A 21,573-nucleotide genomic window follows, 5' to 3' on the forward strand; every position below is an offset into this window, starting at 1 on the left:
AAATAAGGAGTTGGCTCCAAAGTCCCAATTTTAGGTTATTCTGAGTGCCTACCCCAAATAATCTTGGTGAATAATGCGGATATGACAAGATTAGCTCTCTTCGGCTCCTGGTCCCTGAAAGGGGCCAATGACCAATATGTTGATATTTTGGTTTTTCCCGCAATCTGTCATTGGTAGGAGGCACGACGAAGAATCTGTTTGTGAACAAGAGGAATCACTAATTGTATGATTTAATGGATTGTCTATGAACAGTTAGAGATTCTTCACTTCGTTCAGAATGACTGATTTGCTTTTTGATAGTGGGAGATTTGCTAGTGTCAAGTCAAGCATAGTCTTACGGGCCAAGCCTTGCTCTTTCTACCTTGTGCTTCTCAAAAAAAAGACTCACGTAGCTACGGCTATGCTTACTTTTTTGTTGATTTGCACAAGGTGAAAAATAGCGGCAGCTTACCCGAATTTCTACACTTGACTTGACACTAGTTTAGTTTGGGTTTCCGGAAAATCGGGATTCGTAATAAAAATCAATATCTCGCCAAGACGCCAATACTCAAATAAGGGATTTTAAAATTGCGCCTTCGGCGTCTAAGCGAGAGATTTTTTGATATCTTAAAACTGTCAAAACATGTCTGGCTTATTTTGGAAAAGGTGTGTTCGGAAGCATTGGCGACAAATAAAATTTTGCGTGGATGAAACAAGCATGATTTATAATAAATTCTATAAGGATGAAAGTACTTTTTATTGGAGGAACCGGGAACATAAGTGCCGCCTCCAGCCGTTTATCAATTAGAAAAGGCATTGATTTGTACCTCCTGAACCGGGGCAAATCCTCCGAAAGAATTGAAGGGGCCAATACACTGGTTGCAGATCATTCTGACAAGAGGGCAGTGAAAAAAGTTATTGATGGCCATAACTGGGATGTGGTTGTTAACTGGATTGCCTTTACAAAGGAGGATGTAGAAAGAGACTTTGAATTGTTTAAGGGTAAAACCAAACAGTATATTTTTATCAGTTCGGCATCGGCCTATCAAAAGCCGGGGGGGCATCCTGTTATTACTGAATCCACGCCGCTTTACAATCCCTACTGGCAATATTCGCGGGATAAAATTGCCTGTGAGGATTATCTGACTAAAATGTTCCGTGAGAAAGGATTTCCCATTACTATTGTCCGCCCATCGTTGACTTACGATACAGTAATTCCGATACCACTATGCGGATGGAAAGACTTTACCATCATTGACAGGATTCGAAAAGGGGAAGAAGTGGTTATTCATGGAGATGGTACTTCCATCTGGACCATTACTCATGCAGAGGATTTTGCTAAAGGGTTTGTGGGGTTGTTGGGACACCGACAGGCCATAGGTCATAGTTTTCATATTACTTCTGATGAACTGATGAACTGGAACCAGATTTTTGAATGGGTGGCCGAAGCTGCCGGTGCCCCATTGAAAGCAGTTCACATTCCTTCCGATTTCATTGCCCGCCATAATGAAGCGTCATATGGCAGTTTGTTGGGAGATAAGGCACAAAGTGTGATTTTTGATAATTCCAAGATTAAACGTTTCGTGCCCGATTTTAAAGCCACGATCCCCTTTAGTGAAGGTATTAAACGAACTTTAAACTGGTTTGAGGCGAAACCGGAGCGCATTAACATTGATCCGGAAAAGGGAGAATTGGTGGATCGGATCATTGGGGCGTATAAAAAGTTGAAATAAAATAGATTCACAAATAATTTATTATTTCCTACATCCATTTTATTTGTGGCTGATTGTATTTCCTGATATTTGAACATCTCTTTACAATAATTCATGAATAGACCAGGTTAACAATGTATGGATTCCGGGATGTTGATTTGTCAGCAGTGTTTTTGAGCTCCGGGCAAAATCTTTATATTTATATTCATAACCAGGGTTTATGAGTCCAAAGAAAAGAAATCTGAAGGCCGTTGTAATCTCGGATGCACATTTAGGAACCTACAGCAGTAAAGCGAATCAGCTGCATTCTTACCTAAAGACCATTCAGCCGGAAACTCTTGTGCTGAACGGAGATATTGTGGATGTTTGGCGGTTCTCCCGCCGTTATTTCCCAACTTCACATCTGCGGGTTATCCGGTATCTTTTTAAACTTGCCGAAAGAGGGACTAAGATCATATTTATCCCGGGAAACCATGATGAAGTGGGACGTCGTTTTACGGGTGTCGATTTCGGGCACTTCAGGATTGACAATAAAATTGTCCTGACATTGGATGGAAAGTCTTCCTGGATATTTCACGGAGATGTTTTTGATGTGGTCATGCATCATTCCAAATGGTTGGCAAAGATGGGGGCTATGGGGTACGGTATCCTGTCCGGGATCAACAGGATGGTAAATAGGTTTTTGCAGTTCTTTGGCAAATCACCTGTTTCATTGGCGGCTAAAATAAAAGACAAAGTGAAAGGTGGTAAGAAAGAAGCAGTGACTGATTTTGAAGCCATGGTTTCTCGTCTGGCCATTCGAAAAGGTTATCATTATGTGATCTGCGGCCATATTCACAGGCCTGCCAAGAAACGCATTAAATCAGCATCGGGTGCCATTACCTATTTGAATTCAGGCGACTGGGTAGATCATATGACTGCCCTTGAATATGAAAACAACGACTGGCACCTGCGGTATTGGAATCAGGAAGAAAATGACTCTTCTGAGGATCCTTACGAGGAAGAGATTCTTTCTGAAACCCTGGAAGATGTATTTTCCAGGGCTTTCAGAGAGATATTAAAAAGTTAATTTTCAGTTTGCTCCTGCTCATGGAGAATGATCATAGGGTGATGAGGGTGGCGAATCATCTTTTGAATCACATGGGGATTGAACATCCTTTGGAAGAAATTATGGTGATGGCGGACAAGGGTCAGCATTTTAGCACCATTTTCATCCATGAATTTCAGGATGCTCTTGCACAGGTCTCCGTTGTGGTCAATAAAGTGAAAGCTTAGCTTGATCCCGGGGAAATAGGAGGCAATTTTCTCTTCTGCCTCAACCCGGTTAACATATTCTTCTTCCAGGACATTTAAAAAGAGGAGTTCACTGTTGTAGGCTTTAACCAGATTGTTAAGGGGAGTGGCCATCCTGGAAATGTCCACTTCCTTAAGATCGGTAGCAAAAACAATCTTTTCAGGTGGCGAAAACTTTGCCTTAACGGGTATCACCATCATGGGGAAATGAACGTGTTTTATAATTTCCAAAGCATTGCTCCCAAGAAGGAAATGCTCAAGGGCACTTTCGCCTTTACATCCAAGTACGGTTAATTCTGGTTCATACTCTTCAAGCTCTTTACGTATAACTTCGGTCATAGCCCCAAAACGGGATGCCAGTTCAATTCGTGCATTGGGGTACTGTGCATGGAGCAATGATAATTCTCTTCTAAGACCGCGCATGCTTTCCTCTGCCATTTCTTCTTTTACCTGCATGATGTAAGGGCTTCCGCTAAACTCTACATCAAAAATATTGAGCAATTGAAAATGGACATTCTCTTTCTCATACATTTTTAGTGCATAAAGGGAGGCATTCCGGGCTGCTTCGGAGAAATCGGTGAGTAATATAATGCGTTTCATAGGCTTGGTATTTGGAGGTGAAACAATGATTTCCTGATTTTTGTAATACCTTCTAACTTTACCTATAAAATTTACGAAAAATAGTGGTAAATGGAAAGGGTAAATGGTTTTAACCTGGATTATTCTTTTTTACCGTCTTCCGTATCAAATGGGTGCAGTGTCTTGATTAGAATCAGAGAATTCGCTCCATTACAAAAACACCATGAACCCCTTGCCTGTCTTCACCCGATCCAACAATCTGCCCCATGGCATTTAATAATCCGGAGCGTTCCTCCAGAACGTACTCCGAACCTTCAGGACCGGAAAGCACCACGGCTGAGGTCTCATGAAAACTTATCTGTGTTTCTTCCACCTTCCCCTTTATAGAAACGCGAATATAAAGGGGAGTTTCGCCCTGTATAGTTTCTTTGAATGCAATGTGTCCACTAAGATGTTTCCCATTTTGAAACAGACGTGCCTCTCCAAGGTCTTCGCCTTCGTCAAATTCTTCACGAAAACGCCAGAAACCGGTTAAGTCAGTGGACTGCTTCATCTGTTACAAGCCAAGAAATTGTATAGACATTCCTGATGCAAAAATAATAACGCCGGCCAAAAAATGGGACAAAGGCTGAAGTTTGTGAAGTTTTACTTTGGACAATCCGAGTGATGCTGCCCATACAGCTACCAGCATGGTCCCAACTGTGGCAAAAGAGAAAACTGTCGTTACCAAAATCAGTGCATGAAGGCTTTCATGAGCCGCCGGATACATTAGCAATGGGATCAACGCTTCGCATGGACCCAGCAGAAAAATAATGAACAGCATCCACGGAGTGGCTTTACTTCCCGGGGCATGACTGTGGCTTCCCGGTTGCTTATGTTTGTAATAATGTCTTAACCCCCAGATGGCATAAACAAGTCCGAAGGCAATGAGTCCCCATGCAGCGAGATTGCCCCTGAATCCTTCAAACCAGGTCAGTTTTTGAAGCTGAATACCAATAAAAATACCAATCGCACCAATTATTACACTACTAAGTACATGGCCAACTCCACAAAGAGCAGTTAATCCAATGGTCCGTTTTAATGTCCAGTTACGGGCTTTCCCAATCATTATAAATGGAAGATAATGATCGGGGCCAAGGATCGTATGAACAAATCCAATACTGGCCGCACTCCAAAGAAGTATTAATAATTCGCTGGTCATTGCTTTTTATCTGAAAGGTAATATTTAAGTATTTTTTTTATCGAGTTGCTGCTAATCTTATTGAAATCAATCTCTTTGGGGTTGAAAAACTGAAAGTCAGCAATGTCGTCATCTACTTTAATGTTTTCAAAACTCTTTACTTTGCAGGCAAATCCAAGGTCTGTTGTAAAAACCGAGTAGTTTTTATAAACATATTCATTGGGGAAGCTTGCCAGATACTTCAGCTCTGTAATGTCAAGGTTTAGTTCTTCTTTTATCTCTCTTTTAAGGGCATCTTCGGCATTTTCCATGGGATCCACAAAACCTCCCGGGAGATCGAGGGCCCCAATGGCCGGTTCGACACCTCTCACAGTTAACAGAATTTCTCCCTCTTCATTTTCGATAATGGCGGCAACCGCTGCTGCACTGTTAATAAAGAATTTGAAGCCACAACTATCACATTTAAAGGACTTCGGTGAATCGGTCTTAAATAAACCGGAGCCACAACTTGGGCAATACTTTAGAACTTTTTCCGGACGTGCCATATATAAAGTTTTGTATTTTAGTCAGATAAAAACTCTTGCAGAGTTTCACCCGAAGAGTAAACCTAATTACAAATCAACAAACCTACAAATGATTTGACAAAAAAATCAGAAACCGTTTAGATCCATTGTTACGGTCGGGATTAATAAAACCACTCCCAAAAGTATTAATATGGTGATGAGCGGGGCAATCCACCTGGCCCATTTAACATAGGGTATCCGGGCTACACCCAACACCCCGATTAAAACACCGGAGGTGGGAGTGATAAGATTGGTAAATCCATCTCCAAATTGAAATGCCATTACCGTTGCCTGACGGGAAAGACCTATTAAGTCGCTGAATGGTGCCATGATGGGCATGGTAAGTGCTGCTTTAGCCGATCCGCTGGGAATGACTATGTTGATGACCGTTTGAATAACATACATGACACTTACGGAGGCTATATTGCCCAAATCCTGCATTCCACCTGCCATGGCATGAAGAATGGTGTGGACAATTCGTCCGTTTTCCAGTATGGCAATAATACCGCCGGCCAGGCCAACAATTAATGCGGCTGACATAATATCTTTTGCTCCGTCAAGAAACAAGTGAGTGATCTTATCTGCACTTCTGTTCATGGCGGCTCCGGAAAGAATTCCCATGGCAAAAAAGAGGGTGGCAATTTCCATAATGTACCAGCCAAATCCCATTACGCCAACGATTAAAAACAGTATGGTAAAACCTAAGATAACAAGCACGAAGGCGGGTGAAGACTTTCGTAAAGCTATGTATCCGGAGAGTGCGAAAAGAGCTGTTAGTCCGGGAATAAACCATCCGGTAATACCATCTCCGCCACCAATTCGTAACGTGGTGACAGGCCAGTAGATCGAAAACATGATCAATGCACCAAGTGTGAGGAAATAAGTTACCCACGAGGCTGTATAGGTTTTATGATGTGTGTCTGTATTATTTTCATTAATCTCGTGCCGCCAGTGATGGTCTTCTTCGTAAACCGGCGATCGTTTTGGGTCTTTCTTGATGCGGGCCCCGTACCAAAGTACATAAGAGATACCAACAATGTTGATTACAACCCAGGCAAAGAGCCGGTACTCAAACCCACTGAAAAGAGGTAATCCTGCCAATCCCTGAGCGATTCCTATGGTAAAGGGGTTAAGCACCGCTCCTGCAAAGCCAAGTCCGGCGGCAACAAAAACCATCGAAACCCCCATAATGCTATCGTAGCCCATGGAAATAGCAAGTGGTACCACTATGACTACGAAGGCAATGGTTTCTTCGCTCATTCCGAAGACTGCTCCAAAGATGGAAAACATCAGCATTATCATAACGATGATGAGATTGTTGGCGCCAATGGCTTTGATGAGTTTGTATTTGTCAAGTTTTTTGGTGAATTTCAAAAAAGAAAGAATCCCAATATCTATGGCTTTACTGTCGTTCATAATCCAGAAAGCACCACCAATCATTAAAATGAATACAATAATTCCGGCTTGTTTCTCAAAGCCTTCGAACATGGCAGAAAAAACATGCCAGGTTTGTGGTTGACTCTCTACCCTGGTAAAAACAACTTCCTGAACTTCTCCGTCAGCAGGTGGCTCGTCAATGGGGATATATTCTCCTCCCGGGACAAACCAGGTGGCTATTGCCGCTATTACAATTAATGAGAATACAATAACATATGTGTGAGGGACTTTCTTTATCATAGTTCTTTTGGTTTGTTGTTTTGACAACTCCAAAAATAGACTTTTGCCGGGGAATATTTTTATATTTGCGTTAAAAAATGGTTTCCGGAATTAAAGAGAAAGACATCAATAAGTTTATTGTTGTGGGTGATCGTATTCTAATTCAGCCCAAAACCCCTGAAAAACGAACCAAGTCTGGTTTGTTCCTTCCGCCAAATGTTCATGAGAAAGAAAAAGTACACTCGGGTTACGTTATAAAAACCGGGCCCGGTTTTCCCATTCCTGCCATTACCAATGAGGATGAGCCCTGGAAATCGGAAAGTGAAAATGTGAGATACGTGCCTCTTCAACCCAGGGAGGGCGACCTTGCAATCTATCTTCAAAACAGTGGTTACGAGATCGAATTTAATAACCAAAAGTACGTTATTGTTCCGCAATCGGCAGTGCTGATGTTGATCAGGGATGAAGGGTTGTTTGAGTAAAATGGGCATAGAGCATGGAGCATAGACTTCGCTAATGCGGATTTGTAATCCGCATTCCTTAAGACAGGGATTTGTAATCCCTTTGTGTTGTATGATTGTGCGTTTTAAAAATTATTCGAATGCCAATCAATAAATTAAAATTGAAACTTGCATTGCTTAAACCACGAAATTCTCATTTCTGCCAGGCATGCTTTCAGCGTTAAGCCTTCATGGTAGGCAATGAAATAAAGATTGAAATTTTAATTGGGGGATTGCAAATCCCCTATCTAAAGAGGCGCAGATTCTTTGTGACCAAAGCAGCAGAGCTGAGCGGCAAATCCGCGCCAGCGGCATTTCGCTAACCCATTCACCAGGCCCCAAGCACTTTGCTTCATGCTTTTTCAATCTAACTCTCTTAAGCTCAATCTCAACCTCAGTCTCTCCTTAATACTCTCCTGAAAAACGTTTCACAAAATTCCGGTAAGCAGTAAATGCATTGGCGCGGGATATGAAGCCAAGATATTTTCCTTTGTCGATCACAGCAATGTTAAAACGACCGGATGTTCTGAACATTTCCACAAGGTCTTCCATGGAATCATCGGGGCTGATGTAATATTCGGGCATATACATCAGATCCTGGACCATGGTGGTGTCATAAAGTTCCGGCTTAAAAATAATGTCGCGAATGTCGTCCATTTTTACCATCCCATGCAAAATGCCTTTTTCGTCAACAACGGGAAACAGGTTTCGATGGGCTTTGGAGACTACCTGCACAAGATCTCCCAGTGTTGCGTTAAGGGGAATGATGGAAAAATCTGTTTCTATCAATTTGCTTACATCCATAAGGGCAAGGGCTACCTGGTCTTTGTCGTGGGTCAGCAACTCTTTTCGCTGGGCCAGCTGGTGATGGTAGACTGAGTTTTTCACAAAAGTCTTGGCGGTTGCAAACGATATGGTGGCGGTAATCATCAGTGGTAAAAACAATTCATAACCTCCGGTTACGTCAGCAATCAGAAACAGTCCGGTAAGGGGGGCCTGCAAAACGCCTGCAATCAGACCGCCCATTCCGACAAGGGCAAAGTTTTGTTCCGAGATTTCCTGGAATCCCAATTGATTGATAATGATGGCAAACAATAGTCCTGTGTTGGCCCCGATAAACAGGGTAGGGGCAAAAATGCCTCCTACACCACCACTTCCGAAAGTGATTGATGAAGCCACCACTTTTAGCCCTATTACCATAAGTATAAGGCCAACCATCGCAGGCCAGTAATATTGAAGTCCGGCGAATAAATCCTGTTCGAAAACAAAAGAAGCATCTCCACTTAAAACCCGGTTGATGACATCGTATCCCTCACCGTAAAGTGAAGGAAAGAAAAACAGTAAAACACCCAGGGCCAATCCTCCCACAATAAGACGGTTTCGGGCGCTTTTTAGCTTTTCAAATAATTTTTCAATGTAAAGGTAGGTCTTGGTGAAATAAACGGCTACCATACCCGTGACTATGCCCAGAAGTATATAAAACAACAGGTCGTTGATTTCAAATGTTTCTGTGATATTAACCGGGTATAAAACTTGCTGACCCATAAAAAGGTAAGAGGTAAGTACTGCTGAAGCCGATGCCATGAGCAAAGGAACGATGGCCGTTAAAGTCAGGTCTAGCATGATTACTTCCAATGCAAATACAATTGCTGCGATGGGGGCTTTAAAAATGGCCGACATGGCAGCGGCAGATGCACATCCCAGAAGAAGGGTGATTTGACGAAAGTTGAGGTGAAAAAGCTGACCTATATTGGAGCCAATGGCTGCTCCGGTAGAAACAGTTGGTCCCTCCAGTCCCACACTCCCTCCGAAACCAACGGTAAGTGAACTGGTAACGATGCTGGAGAAGGTATTGTGAGGCCGGATACGCCCACCGCGTTTGGATAAGGCATACAGGACATTTGGAATTCCGTGACGCACGGGGCGTTTTAAAATGAATTTGATGAATAAAACTGCCAGGAGAATGCCTACAACCGGGGAAAATAAGTAAATATACGCTGGGCCTTCGGAATTAATGACATCCTGAACTAAAACGCTGATAAAGTGGACGCTGTTTTTTATGGCCACTGCACCCAACCCAGATGCGATCCCCACCAATATGCTCAAAAACATCATGAACTGTCGATTGCTGATGTGTCGCAAACGCCACTTTAAAAAATTACGCAGTATTTTTTCAGGACTAAATTTATCTCGTAGACTCATGTTGTTTCTTTGCCGCGTTGTTTTCAGTTCCGGATTTAAGGGCCTGCTGAAAAAGTCAAAAGAGCAGAATTTACAAGCTGATCCGATCGAAGGCGTATTGAAATACTCCGAGATTGGAACGATGAAGTGAATTTTGTTCTTTTGATTAGCTGTTTTCTTATATAAGTGTAAAGGTATATGAGTATTTTGTGTAATAACCTTGCACTTACAAACTTGTTGTCATGATTTAAATATTTAATAAAATATGCGTTTTTCAGCGCGCCCTAATAAGGGTTTAAGATAATAAAATCTTTCCACTCTCAAACTGGATTGGAAGGGTTCACCTTGTATAATTATTTGTTGTGAAAAACGGCATTGGAGATGTTTTCTCAAAGCGGATATTTATTTTTCTACCCGGTTTGAAAAATACAACCTTGTTTTTAAACATCTTTGCAGAATAATCGTTTAACTTTTCAAACTTAAATGCTAAACAGATGAGGCTAAATATAACCAGCTGGGGGATTTTGTTAATTTTTTTATTGCAGGCAGCAACCGTTTTTGCCCAAACAACCGAATTGAAAGGTTTGGTGAAAGATGCTTATACAAATGAACCAATGCCTTTTGTTAATATTGTAATCGAAGGCACCAATACCGGAACTACTACCAACGAAAACGGAGAGTTTGTATTCGAAGACCTGGAGCCTGGTTTTATTCAGTTGCAACTGTCTTCGATTGGGTATGAAAACAAACTATCTGAAGAAATTAATATTTCAGCGGTGCGGCCCAATTATGTGGAAATTGCCATGCAGCAAAAAACGACCCAGCTGGAAGAAGTACAGGTAACTGCAGGTGCTTTTGTCAGAGCTGGTGAAACACCTGTTTCTCTTCGCAGAATCGGTATTGAGCAAATAGAAAAAGGAGCTGGTGCTGCACGCGATTTGGCCAAAGTACTTCAGAGTTTTCCCGGGGTAGGCGGAACGGTTTCTTTTCGAAACGATTTAATAGTCAGGGGAGGTGGTCCTTCAGAAAATCGTTTCTTTCTGGATGGCATCGAAATTCCGGTTTTGAACCATTTTTCAACTCAGGGTGCTTCCGGCGGACCTGTAGGTATTTTGAATGTAGATTTTATCCGGGAAGTGGATTTTTACTCCAGTGCATTTCCTGCCGATCGCGGAGGTGCCTTAAGTTCTGTTTTTGAGTTTAAACAAATTGATGCCAACAAAGAGAAACCTTCATTTAAAGCTACGGTTGGCGCGTCTGAATTGTCTTTGTCAACCAATACCCCCTTGGGAGAAAAAACCGGAGCCCTGTTTTCCGTTCGCCGATCCTATCTCCAGTTTTTATTCGATCAGATTGGGTTGCCGTTTTTACCCACTTTTAACGACTTTCAGTTTAGAACCCGAACCCGCTTCGATCAGAAGAATGAGTTGATTCTTCTGGGAGTAGGGGCCATCGATCAGTTTGAACTCAACCCGTCCCCTGAGCCCACTGAAGAGAACCGCTATACATTAAAATATCTGCCGTCGTACGAACAATGGAATTATACAGTAGGAGCCAGTTTTAAACATTTTATGGATCAAAATTATTATGTGCTGGCTGTAAGTAGAAGTCATTTGAATAATGTCATTACAAAATATGAGGACAACGAAGAAGACAATCCCGATAAGCTTTTGAATGATTACGTAAGCGATGAAATTCAAAACCGTTTGCGTTTTGAGCTGTATAGCCGCCCTGGAGATTATACTCTTCGAACCGGAGTTAATCTTGAATCAGCCTCTTATTACAACCGGACTTTTACCCGTATTTTTCGCGATGGCCAGCCAGCAGAGAAAAACTATCGCTCTGAGGTTGATTTTATGAAATTTGGAGCTTTTGGTTCATTGTCCCGTAAATTTTTTGAGGAAAAACTGGATGTCAGACTTGGAGTGCGTTTCGATGCAAACACCTACAGTGATGAGATGAACAATCCATTGGAGCAATTTAGTCCCCGCTTTACCTTTTCTTATGCATTTGCGCCCAGATTCAGTCTGACATTTAATACCGGTCGCTACTTTCAGCTGCCGCCTTATACAAGTCTTGGTTTTCGTGATAATGCAGGCAATTTGGTCAATAAACAAAATGGACTGGAGTATATTCATGCCGACCATTTTGTAGGGGGAGTTGAATGGCGTCCTAACAACCACACCCGCATTAGTGTTGAGGGCTTTTTAAAAAATTACCGGGATTATCCGTTTTCCGTAACCGATTCTGTTTCACTTGCAAGTAAAGGCGGAGATTTTGGCGTATTGGGAGACGAGGAAGTTACCAGCTCCTCAGAGGGAAGAGCCTATGGTGCTGAACTTTTGATCAGGGAAAAATCACCTAAGGGATACAGTTACATCCTGGCCTATACATGGGTTAATAGTCAGTTTACCGATATCAATGGTGACTATATCCCTTCTTCCTGGGATAGTGGGCATTTGCTGACGTTTACTTTCAATAAATCGTTTAAAAGGAACTGGGACTTTGGTCTTAAATGGCGATATGCCGGAGGTTTACCCTATACACCGTATGATCTGGAAAGATCTGAACGTGTTCAGGCCTGGGATGTGAGGGGACGGGAATACATCGATTACAGCCGTTTTAATGAAAAACGACTCGAGCCATTCCACCAACTTGATTTGAGGGTAGATAAAACCTGGCTGTTTCCTAAATTTTCTTTGGGGGTATATCTGGATATTCAAAATGTTTACAATAAGCAAAACGAGCAGCCCCCAAATCTTGTACAAAGGTTGGATGAAGATGGAAACCCTATCGTAACTAACCCGGATGCGCCTGTCGAAGAGCAACGCTATGATTTAAAAGAACTGGCTTCAACTTCGGGGACAGTATTGCCTACTATCGGGGTGATTCTGGAGTTTTAGTTTTTTAGTGGGTAATACTGCTATTATAATTTGAAGAAGTATTAAAGAAGAGAACTTTATCAATAGGGTTCTCTTTTTTTATTTTCCAAACACTTTCAAAAAGTTTAAACTTGATTCTCATAATCCTTAATCCTGATCAGAAGGTTCATTTCCTGAGTCAGGGAGCGTTGCCTTTTTGAAATAAAGGATTCTTGTTGGCATTGGCTTGCGTTGAAAAACGCATGGGTGACCGCATTTTAAAGGCAATTGACCAGAAATAAAACCTGTTTAAGCAGGTTGGGATTTACTTTTGACAATCATTATTAACATTTTTTTGAGTTATGAAATTAGAGAAGTTTAAAGGTAATCCCATTTTAGAACCCAATTCAAAAAATCATTGGGAGAATTTGGTTGTGTGTAACCCCGGAGCATATTACGATAAGGGAAAATTTTATCTGCTTTACAGGGCAGCCGGAGATGATGAAGATCATATTATAAGATTTGGATTAGCTGAAAGTGATGATGGATTTACTTTTTCACGTGTAAGCGATGACCCTGTCCTGGGCCCCAGCTCTCAGGGACCTGATTCCGGATGTGTTGAGGATGCACGGATTGTCAAGTTTGATGAGTATTATTATGTTACATATGCCTTCCGTCCTTTTGCTCCCGGACAATATTGGAAATTTGCTCATGACGTGGTATTGACTAAAGATTATGGGGCCAATGCTCCTTTGTTTGTTAAAAACAACGTTGCAAATACTGCTTTGGCTATCACTAAGGACTTTAAAAACTGGCAAAAGCTGGGACGGATTACACAATCCAACCTGGATGATCGGGATGTTATTTTGTTCCCTGAGAAGATTAATGGAAAATATGCCATGTTGCACAGACCTAAAGAATGGATAGGCGAGGATTATGGCACCGAATACCCTGCGGTTTGGCTCCGGTTCAGTGATGATATGCTGGTTTGGAACGAACCCAGTCATTTAATTATTGCCGGAAAGCCTGGTACCTGGGAAGAGAAAACCGGTGGAAGTACCCCTCCGTTAAAAACTGCAAAAGGCTGGTTGGTATTATATCATGGTGTTGAAACTGGTGGAACTGGTTATTACAGGGTTGGGGCTGTGATGTTAGATTTAAATGATCCTACAAAGGTTATTGGCCGAACCCGGGATTATATTATGGAACCCGAGCATTGGTATGAGAAAGAAGGTTTTTATCAGGGATGTGTTTTTCCTACCGGAAACATGATTGTTGGAGATACTTTGTACGTTTATTATGGAGGTGCAGATAAATATATTGGTGTTGCTACCTGTAATGTTAATGAGCTGCTTGATTTTATTCAGCAATCATAAACCTTTGTATAATACTTTCACGGGTTTGGGGGATTTTTGAGTGTAAGGAATTCCTCTTTTGAGCTCGTGAAAGTTATAGATAATACTAACTACTTTGGATAATACCAATCATTAATCATAACTATTTATGGGAGATTTAGATGTTTTCGGAGGAGGGCCTTCCTGGGCCACCGGGTTGGCATGGATTGACGTTCTAATCATTTTTTGTTATTTCATTTTTATCGTTTTATTAGGGGTGAAATACAGTAAAAGTAAAGACGAAGCTTCATATTTTCTGGCCGGGCGGGGAATGACCTGGCCTGTTATAGGGTTTTCTCTTTTTGCTGCAAGTATTTCAAGTTCCACACTAATTGGGCAGGCTGGTGATGCCTATAGCACGGGTATTGCTGTGTTTAACTACAACTTAATTTCTGTATTAGTGATGGTTTTCTTTGCCTGGTTTTTGCTTCCTTTTTATATAAAATCAAAAATTTTTACCATCCCCGAATTTCTTGAAAAACGTTTTAGTGTCCATTCACGTTACTATTTCTCAGGTATTACCATTGTTGTAAATATCTTTTTGGATGCAGCTGGTTCTCTTTATGCCGCAGCAATGGTCATGAAATTGATATTCCCGGAGGTTTCTATTACTGTTTTAGCGGCGGTTTTCGCGTTAATTGTGGCTGCTTATACCATCCCGGGTGGATTATCAGCTGCTATCAGAGTCGATTTGATGCAAGGTATCTTCTTATTGGTTGGGTCTATTGTTTTAACCGTTTTCGCTACGGTAAATGGTGGTGCTCAGTATGTAAAGGAGTTGCTTGCAGAAGGTGATCTGCTGATGAAACTGGTACGACCAATGTCGGACAAGTCGGTGCCATGGCTGGGAATGATTGTAGGTATTCCTATTTTAGGATTGTTCTTTTGGGGAAATAACCAGCAACTGGTTCAGCGTGTTTTAACTGCCAAATCTATTGATGAAGGGCGTAAAGGGGTCTTATTGGTAGGCTTCCTCACTATGCTGACTTTATTTATTATTATCATTCCGGGAGTTATGTCGATCGACTTATTTCCCAATCTGCCCAAGCCTGATATGGTATATCCAAACATGATTATGCAATTGCTTCCCAATGCATTAATTGGCTTCATGATGGCGGCCATGGTAGCAGCGTTAACTTCGTCATTAAGTGGTTTGCTTAATTCGGTAGCAACCTTATTTACAATGGATTTTTATTCAAAATGGGTACCTGAGAGTTCTTCCAAACAAAAGGTGGTAATTGCACGAATAGTTTCTTTGGTGGTATTGCTTATTGCTGTTTTATGGGCTCCTCAGATTGGCCGTCGGTTCGGAACACTTCTAAAATACTATCAGGAAATGTTGTCTATAATGGCTCCACCGATTGTTGCTGCATTCCTGATTGGAATCTTCTGGAAACGGGCCAATGCAAAAGGTGCTTTTGCCGGATTAATGGCCGGAATGCTTCTGGGCAGTGTTAATATGTTTTTCTCGGTAAAGATGGGTACATCCATTTTTGGCGATATGCATTTTCTGTTAACCGTACCTTTCTACTTTGTTTGGAGTATTCTGGTTATGATTGTAGTTAGTTTGGGGACTGAAAAGCCCAAAGAAGAAAAGGTTAAAGGATATACTTGGTCTCTGGCTGAGTTTAAACAAGAAACATTGGATTTGAGAGAGAAATCTTTGTTTAGCAGTTATCGTTTCTGGTCTCTTTTTCTGATTCTTTTTTGTGTGATTGTATTAATAATTTTCTGGTAAACAAAATGGCTATGTTTTTTAAAAAAATACCTCTATTCATGCTATTATTGGTGATGTTTTCTTCTTGCCAATCAATAGATAAAGCTAAAAAGCAACAAGACGGTCGCCCCAATTTCCTGTTTGTAATGGTTGATGATCAGCCTTATGATGCTCTTGGTATCTACGAGCGCTACCCTTTTCTTGAAACTCCTAACATGGATCGACTGGCAAAAGAAGGTGCCAACTTTACAAACTTTTTTGTTACACAGTCAATTTGTTCTCCTTCCAGAGCAAGTTTCTTAACTGGAACTTATCCTCATATTCATGGTGTGAATCAAAACAACCCTCATGTTGATCCGAATTGGGAAGCTTATCCACCTTACACTTCCATTCTTCAGGAACAGGGTTATGAAACGGCCATGGTGGGGAAGATTCATATGGCCCACTATCGTGGAGAAAAGCATGTTCGCCCTGGATTTGATTATTGGTTTAGTTTTATTGGCCAGGGAGAATATTTTAATCCTGAAGTAAATGAAAATGGGAAAGAGTATCAGGAGGAAGGATACATGACAGATATTCTTACAGATAAAGCAATTGATTGGCTTACCGAAAAAAGAAGTGAGAACAAACCCTTTAATCTTTGCCTTTGGCATAAGGCTGTGCATGAACCTCATGCACCTGCCCCCCGTCACTCAGATCTTTACGAAAATACGGAGCTTCCTGAACCTCCTTTCGATATGCATAAGGAGAATTTTGCCGGAAAGCCTGAATGGCAGCGTGTCAAAGCTTATGACTCTAAATGGAAAGACTATCAGCCCGTGGATTCTCTTCCCATGAAAAGCTGGCCCATCAAAGAGCAAAAATTTAAAAATCTGTTAAAAACATTAATTTCGGTTGATGAATCGTTAGGGAAGGTATTAGATACTCTTGAAGAAATGGGGGAGCTTGATAATACTGTTGTTATTTTCACCAGTGATAACGGGTATTTCATGGGCGAACATACCTATTGGGATAAGCGTATTGCGTACGAAAGTTCCATGCGGATACCTATGTTAATAAGGTATCCTGAATTGATCAAACCGGAAAGTGAAGTTACGGAGTTGTGTTTAAACATTGATATGGCCCCAACTCTTCTTGATTTATCAAATAATACAATACCAGGTTATATGCAGGGTGAATCTATGGTTCCCTTGCTTGATGAGGAAAAAGATGTGGACTGGCGTGATGCTGTTATGTTTGAATATTATGTGGATGATGCCTACCCTTATGCTGGCCCAGACATGTTGGCTGTAAGAACGGATACCTTAAAATTAGTGGATAATTTTTTGGAAGATGATATCGATGAACTGTATGATTTGAAAAATGATCCCGGGGAGATGAATAATTTAATTTATGAATCTAAATACGAGGATGTTGAAAAAAGATTGCGAAGTGAATTGGAAATTTTAAAGGAGAAATACAAGTATAATCCTGATAGAGATTGGTGGCTTAGACAGGTGATCAATGAAAAATAAGTAAAATTGATTGTATCTCCGTTAAAATTAGTCGTAAAAAAAGGGATAATTCCCTTTTTTACGACTAATTTTGATTAAGTTGTAAACGGGTGATGGGGCAATTTCTTTTAAAAACTTTAATTATGAAGTGCTTCTTGAGGATTGGTTTCCTGGCATTGTTATTATTGTTAAATATTAAGGGTGAGGCATTAGAGTTTAAAAACCTGGGAACTGATGATGGTCTGAATGCAGGATATGTAAACGATTTTGTCAAGGATTCCCTGGGATATATGTGGATTGCTACGGCCAATGGAATAAATCGATACTCAGGGTATGAATTTAAATCTTATGACATTAGAGCATTTTCGTCTTGTAAAAATAAAAATGCTGTAAGACTCCTGAATTTGGAAGGGGATATCTACGTTTTTCTTAAAAGTGGAGGAATATTAAAATATGACTATGAACAAGATGATTTTACAGAAATAAAAAGACTGTCTCAGGAAAATGTAATAACGGCCTCGGAGTTTGGTGATGGTTTTCTTGTGGGATTATCAGATGGAATGCTTTACTGGGACTTGAAGTCGGATAAGATTCAAGGATTCAATGAGTTTGGTTTTTTATTTGTGAGGCGCATCATTGCTTCAGCCAGTGGTGCTTATATCGCCACTTCCAGAGGTGTTTTTAAGTTGGGCAAACAGGATAAGGGAGGATTTGAAGTCAGAGATTCAATTCTTTATGGGAAAGATATTATTGATATTGTTTTTGATCAGAAACAACGATTGTGGATTGGTACCGAAAAGAGCGGATTATTTGTAATTTCATCTGAAGAGGAGAAAAAAATAGATTTGTTCAATGAATCTTTGAAGAACTATACTGTTAGAAGTATTGCTTTTAATAAGCAAAATGAAGCTTTTGTTGCTGTTGATCGGTTGGGGCTTTTTAAAATAGGGAAAAATGATGAAATAGAAGCTCAATACACTCATGACCCCAATAAAACAAAAAGCCTGAGACAAAACAGCATCCATAATATCTATATTGATGAAAAAGGTGTCTGCTGGCTTGCTGCCGGTGATCTTGGAATTGATTTGTTATACTCAAAAGACAATCCTTTTTTAAACATCAGACACGTTTTAAACGATGAAAACAGTCTTGCCAATAATTCCGTAAGAGCTATTTTCAAAGATCTTTCAGACAATGTTTGGTTTGGAACTGAGAATGGGGTAAGCTGTCTTTCTCCCGGGGGGCAATGGATTCACTACAATAAGTCTTTAGAATTAGCCAGTACACCTGTTTTGGCAATCAATGAATATGAAGGAGACTTGGTTTTAGGTACCTATGGAGAGGGCCTATTAAAAATTAATAAGCAAGAAGGGCGGATTGAAACTTTTTTTGGTCCGGACCAAAGTCCCCTGGATTTGATTTTTACCATTTTTGTAGATGGAGACGAGTTGTGGATTGGCGGGAACGATGGGTCGATTTGTTTTTACAAAAATGGTCGTATTAACCATAGAGTAGAGATTGGGCAGGCTAAGGCCATAATAAAAGGATTGAACGAAAGAATATATGTTGCTTCCGTTACAGGGGTTTTTGAAATAAATAAAAGAAATTTTAGTCAGAGACGAATCGCAGGTGTTTCTTCTGAAAAAGGAAATTCTATAAATAATGCTTTTTCTTTATGTCTTGATTCTCTTCGAAATTGTTTGTGGATTGGCACTGATCTTGGATTACATCGTTACGATTTGAGAGTGCAAGAATTAGTCTCATATAGTCCGGCAGCACATCAGGAGACAGGTACTGTTTATTCTATCCAGTTGGGCGACGATCATGATTTATGGCTGGGTACCACCCATGGTTTGTTTAGATTTAACCCGGAAGTAAAAGATTTTAGACTTCATGATTATGAAGACGGAGTGTGTATTGATGAGTTTGGTTTTGGAGCAACCAATCGCTTTAGAGATGGAACTCTGGGATTTGGAGGCCCTGAAGGTGCTGTGCTTTTTAATCCAAAAGATATAGAGAGAGATACTGTCGTTTCTGAACTTTTTATATCAGAATTTTTAATTAATGGTGCTAAACCCGAACCTGATATTGTATCCGGGAACATTAATTTTAAAGAAGAAATAGAACTTCCTTATAATTATAATTCATTGTCGTTTACATTCGAAGTGGTAAAGTTCCATGGCAGCAGGAAAAATAAATTCGTTTGGCAACTGGATGGGTATGATCAAGTTCCTTTTGCATCCAAGGGCAATCGGGTTGCTACATATCCTAAGTTAGATCCCGGTAACTATTTATTGAAAGCAAAAGTTTTTGATGCGGAGGGAGTAAGAAGTGAGAAGAATATTATTTTGGGGATAAAGATTCATAAGCCCTGGTGGTTGCGATGGTGGGCTATAATGCTATATGTTATTGTGAGTGCATTGCTCCTGTATTTAATTGTGATTTTGGAACGTGCAAAAGCTCATCAACGTTTTAGTGATGAAAAGGTGAAGTTTTTTGTTAATCTGGCTCATGACATCAGAACTCCCGTTTCTTTAATTCAATTGTCTGCCGAGCAATTAGTAAAACATGAAAACTTTGAAAATGCGGTTAAGTTAATATATAGAAATACCCAAAGCCTCAGTCAGTATGTTTCTCAGTTGCTCGATTTTCAGAAATCTGAACAGAAGAAAGTGAAGCTTAAGGTTGAAGAGGTTGATATAAAGTTGTTTTTAGAGAGTATAGTGGAGGAGTTTAATCCGTTATTACAACAAAAGTCGATTGACCTTTTCCAGAATATCCCAAATGCTCAAATTTGGGTAGATAAGGAAAAGATGGGGCGTGTATTCAATAATTTAATTTCCAATGCTATAAAATATACCGAAGAAGGAGGAGAAATAAATATTGATGTTGAGAAACAACCAGAGTCCATAAATATAATAATTGAAGATAATGGCATCGGCATTCCTGAAAAGCAGCAAAAAATGATTTTTGAACGGTTTACAAGAGCCGATAATGTAATGAAAGGTGGATTCAGTGGAATTGGAATCGGCCTTATGCTCTCAAAGCGTTTTGTTGAGCTGCATCACGGTGAAATACATGTTATCAGTAAGGAGAAAATTGGTTCTAAATTCATTGTCTCTTTGCCGGTTGGCACTGGTCATTTTAATGAAAATGAGATTTTTATTCCGGATCATAACCTTGAAATCCGTGATTTTTCAGATCAAAAGCTAAGTGGAAATAAGCTTGTGCTGATTGTTGAGGATAATGACGATTTGAGAGGAGTGTTAAAGAGTGAACTTGAGTTGTTTTATAAAGTAATTGAAGCATCTAATGGGAAAGATGGTTTGTTTTTGGCGCTCAAAAAGAATCCGGATCTGGTGATTACTGATGTAATGATGCCTAAAATGAGCGGTAAAGAACTTTGTCATATCCTTAAACAGGATTTCAAAACCAGCCATATTCCTGTTGTGATGATCACTGCCTTGAGTGGGTTTGAAGATAAAGTGGAAGGAATTGAGGTGGGTGCTGATGCTTATGTAGAGAAACCATTTAATATGGAGGTTTTAAATGCCACCATCAATAACCTGATAAGAAGTAGATATGCGCTTAATCAGTTAAGAAAGAAGGTTGATAAGGAAGAACTTCAGGCTTCCTCCGTCTCTCCTGATGAGGATTTTCTCTCCAGAGCCTTTGAAATTATAAAAGAGAACATCTCCAATCCCGATTTCAATATTGATGTTTTGTGCGAGAAGTTGGGGTTCAGCAGATCTAATTTGTTCAGAAAACTTAAAGGATTAACTGGATTGTCTCCCTCCGATTTAATTATTAAAATGAAGCTTAATAATGCAGTGGAGCTTATGGATGAGGGTAAGGAGCAAAGAATTGGAGATATTGCTTTTGAATCAGGCTTTCATGACCCCAAATATTTTAGTACGCTCTTCAAAAAGAAATTTGGAAAAACTCCAAAAGAATACATGGAAGGGTTAAGAAAATAGTTTCTTTCGCCTATTTAGTCTTTGCAAGAAAATATCAACTACTGCGTTGTTCTCGTTTTTGAATCAGTTGTTTACGAAAAGTAAACTCCTTGGATTTAGAAACTTCCAAAATTTTATGTTTGATGCTTTCTTATCAAATATAAAGAAAGCCGCAAGAAGAGCCAGGCTTGCTAGAGCTATTCCGAAGAGCATCTTATATTACAATAGTCCGTTAATCTTTTACAAAAGCCCCTTAATTAACTGTTTATACGCAATATGTGTTTTGTGTCAACATGCAGAATTCAGAATTATACAATTCATCTTAAATCTTTTATCTAAAAATCTAACGGTCTATTGATATTATTTTAAGACTGAACAAGCTTAGTTTTCCTGCTGGCAATATTTAAGCCGATAGCCGTTTAAAAAATTAAGATTTGCTTTACTACGTTATCAATGACAGGTTTTTGTAATATTCGAAAACTCAATGGGTCATAATATTGAGGATCGCT

General features: G+C 40.2%; 14 protein-coding genes. 8 read left to right on the top strand and 6 right to left on the bottom strand.

Going from position 1 to position 21,573, the window contains the following annotated elements:
- Positions 1–722: 722 nt before the first annotated feature.
- Both DDZ16_RS13140 and DDZ16_RS13145 read left to right on the top strand, forming a co-directional pair.
- Complete coding sequence (locus DDZ16_RS13140) at positions 723–1,712, top strand: NAD-dependent epimerase/dehydratase family protein (RefSeq protein ID WP_109264938.1); 990 nt, start codon at positions 723–725, stop codon at positions 1,710–1,712.
- A 199-nt stretch (positions 1,713–1,911) separates the two neighbouring features.
- Positions 1,912–2,760 (top strand): UDP-2,3-diacylglucosamine diphosphatase, encoded by an 849-nt coding sequence (locus DDZ16_RS13145; RefSeq protein ID WP_109264939.1) that lies wholly within the window; start codon positions 1,912–1,914, stop codon positions 2,758–2,760.
- Here the strand turns inward: DDZ16_RS13145 and DDZ16_RS13150 are convergent.
- The 5 genes from DDZ16_RS13150 to DDZ16_RS13170 all read right to left on the bottom strand — a co-directional run bounded on the left by DDZ16_RS13150 (position 2,757) and on the right by DDZ16_RS13170 (position 6,983).
- Positions 2,757–3,584 (bottom strand): universal stress protein, encoded by an 828-nt coding sequence (locus DDZ16_RS13150; protein ID WP_109264940.1) that lies wholly within the window; start codon positions 3,582–3,584, stop codon positions 2,757–2,759. The two genes, DDZ16_RS13145 and DDZ16_RS13150, sit on opposite strands and share 4 nt — an antisense overlap.
- Before the next feature lie 172 nt (positions 3,585–3,756).
- On the bottom strand, positions 3,757–4,116 hold the full coding sequence (locus DDZ16_RS13155) for a hypothetical protein (RefSeq protein ID WP_109264941.1): 360 nt from the start codon (positions 4,114–4,116) through the stop codon (positions 3,757–3,759).
- 3 nt (positions 4,117–4,119) lie between these two features.
- A complete protein-coding gene (locus DDZ16_RS13160; protein ID WP_109264942.1) occupies positions 4,120–4,764 on the bottom strand; it encodes a sulfite exporter TauE/SafE family protein in 645 nt (214 codons plus the stop codon).
- Positions 4,761–5,288, bottom strand: a complete 528-nt coding sequence (locus DDZ16_RS13165; protein ID WP_109264943.1) for an NUDIX hydrolase — start codon at positions 5,286–5,288, stop codon at positions 4,761–4,763. Before DDZ16_RS13165 ends, DDZ16_RS13160 begins: the two co-directional genes overlap by 4 nt.
- A 105-nt stretch (positions 5,289–5,393) precedes the next feature.
- Positions 5,394–6,983: a YfcC family protein gene (locus tag DDZ16_RS13170; protein WP_109264944.1), complete on the bottom strand. Its 1,590-nt coding sequence runs from the start codon at positions 6,981–6,983 to the stop codon at positions 5,394–5,396.
- A gap of 77 nt (positions 6,984–7,060) precedes the next feature.
- Between DDZ16_RS13170 and DDZ16_RS13175 the strand changes: the two genes are divergently transcribed.
- Positions 7,061–7,444 carry a co-chaperone GroES gene (locus tag DDZ16_RS13175; RefSeq protein ID WP_109264945.1) on the top strand — a complete coding sequence of 128 codons (384 nt, stop codon included), beginning with the start codon at positions 7,061–7,063 and terminating at the stop codon, positions 7,442–7,444.
- A gap of 423 nt (positions 7,445–7,867) precedes the next feature.
- Here DDZ16_RS13175 and DDZ16_RS13180 read toward each other — a convergent pair whose 3' ends face one another.
- A complete protein-coding gene (locus DDZ16_RS13180) occupies positions 7,868–9,664 on the bottom strand; it encodes a chloride channel protein (protein WP_109264946.1) in 1,797 nt (598 codons plus the stop codon).
- A 473-nt stretch (positions 9,665–10,137) separates the two neighbouring features.
- Between DDZ16_RS13180 and DDZ16_RS13185 the strand changes: the two genes are divergently transcribed.
- The 5 genes from DDZ16_RS13185 to DDZ16_RS13205 all read left to right on the top strand — a co-directional run bounded on the left by DDZ16_RS13185 (position 10,138) and on the right by DDZ16_RS13205 (position 21,085).
- Positions 10,138–12,546, top strand: coding sequence for a TonB-dependent receptor (locus DDZ16_RS13185; RefSeq protein WP_109264947.1), 2,409 nt, complete (start codon positions 10,138–10,140; stop codon positions 12,544–12,546).
- Between the two features lie 320 nt (positions 12,547–12,866).
- On the top strand, positions 12,867–13,880 hold the full coding sequence (locus DDZ16_RS13190) for a glycoside hydrolase family 130 protein (RefSeq protein ID WP_109264948.1): 1,014 nt from the start codon (positions 12,867–12,869) through the stop codon (positions 13,878–13,880).
- A 127-nt stretch (positions 13,881–14,007) separates the two neighbouring features.
- The gene (locus tag DDZ16_RS13195) at positions 14,008–15,636 is read left to right on the top strand and encodes a sodium:solute symporter (RefSeq protein ID WP_109264949.1); all 1,629 of its coding nucleotides are present in this window, start codon (positions 14,008–14,010) and stop codon (positions 15,634–15,636) included.
- An 11-nt stretch (positions 15,637–15,647) separates the two neighbouring features.
- Entirely contained in the window at positions 15,648–17,129 is a 1,482-nt protein-coding gene (locus tag DDZ16_RS13200; protein WP_158275673.1) for a sulfatase family protein, read from the top strand.
- A gap of 122 nt (positions 17,130–17,251) precedes the next feature.
- Positions 17,252–21,085, top strand: a complete 3,834-nt coding sequence (locus tag DDZ16_RS13205; protein WP_158275674.1) for a hybrid sensor histidine kinase/response regulator transcription factor — start codon at positions 17,252–17,254, stop codon at positions 21,083–21,085.
- Positions 21,086–21,573 lie beyond the last annotated feature (488 nt).

The organism is Marinilabilia rubra, from assembly GCF_003121985.1.
GTDB classification, from domain to species: Bacteria; Bacteroidota; Bacteroidia; order Bacteroidales; family Marinilabiliaceae; genus Marinilabilia; species Marinilabilia rubra.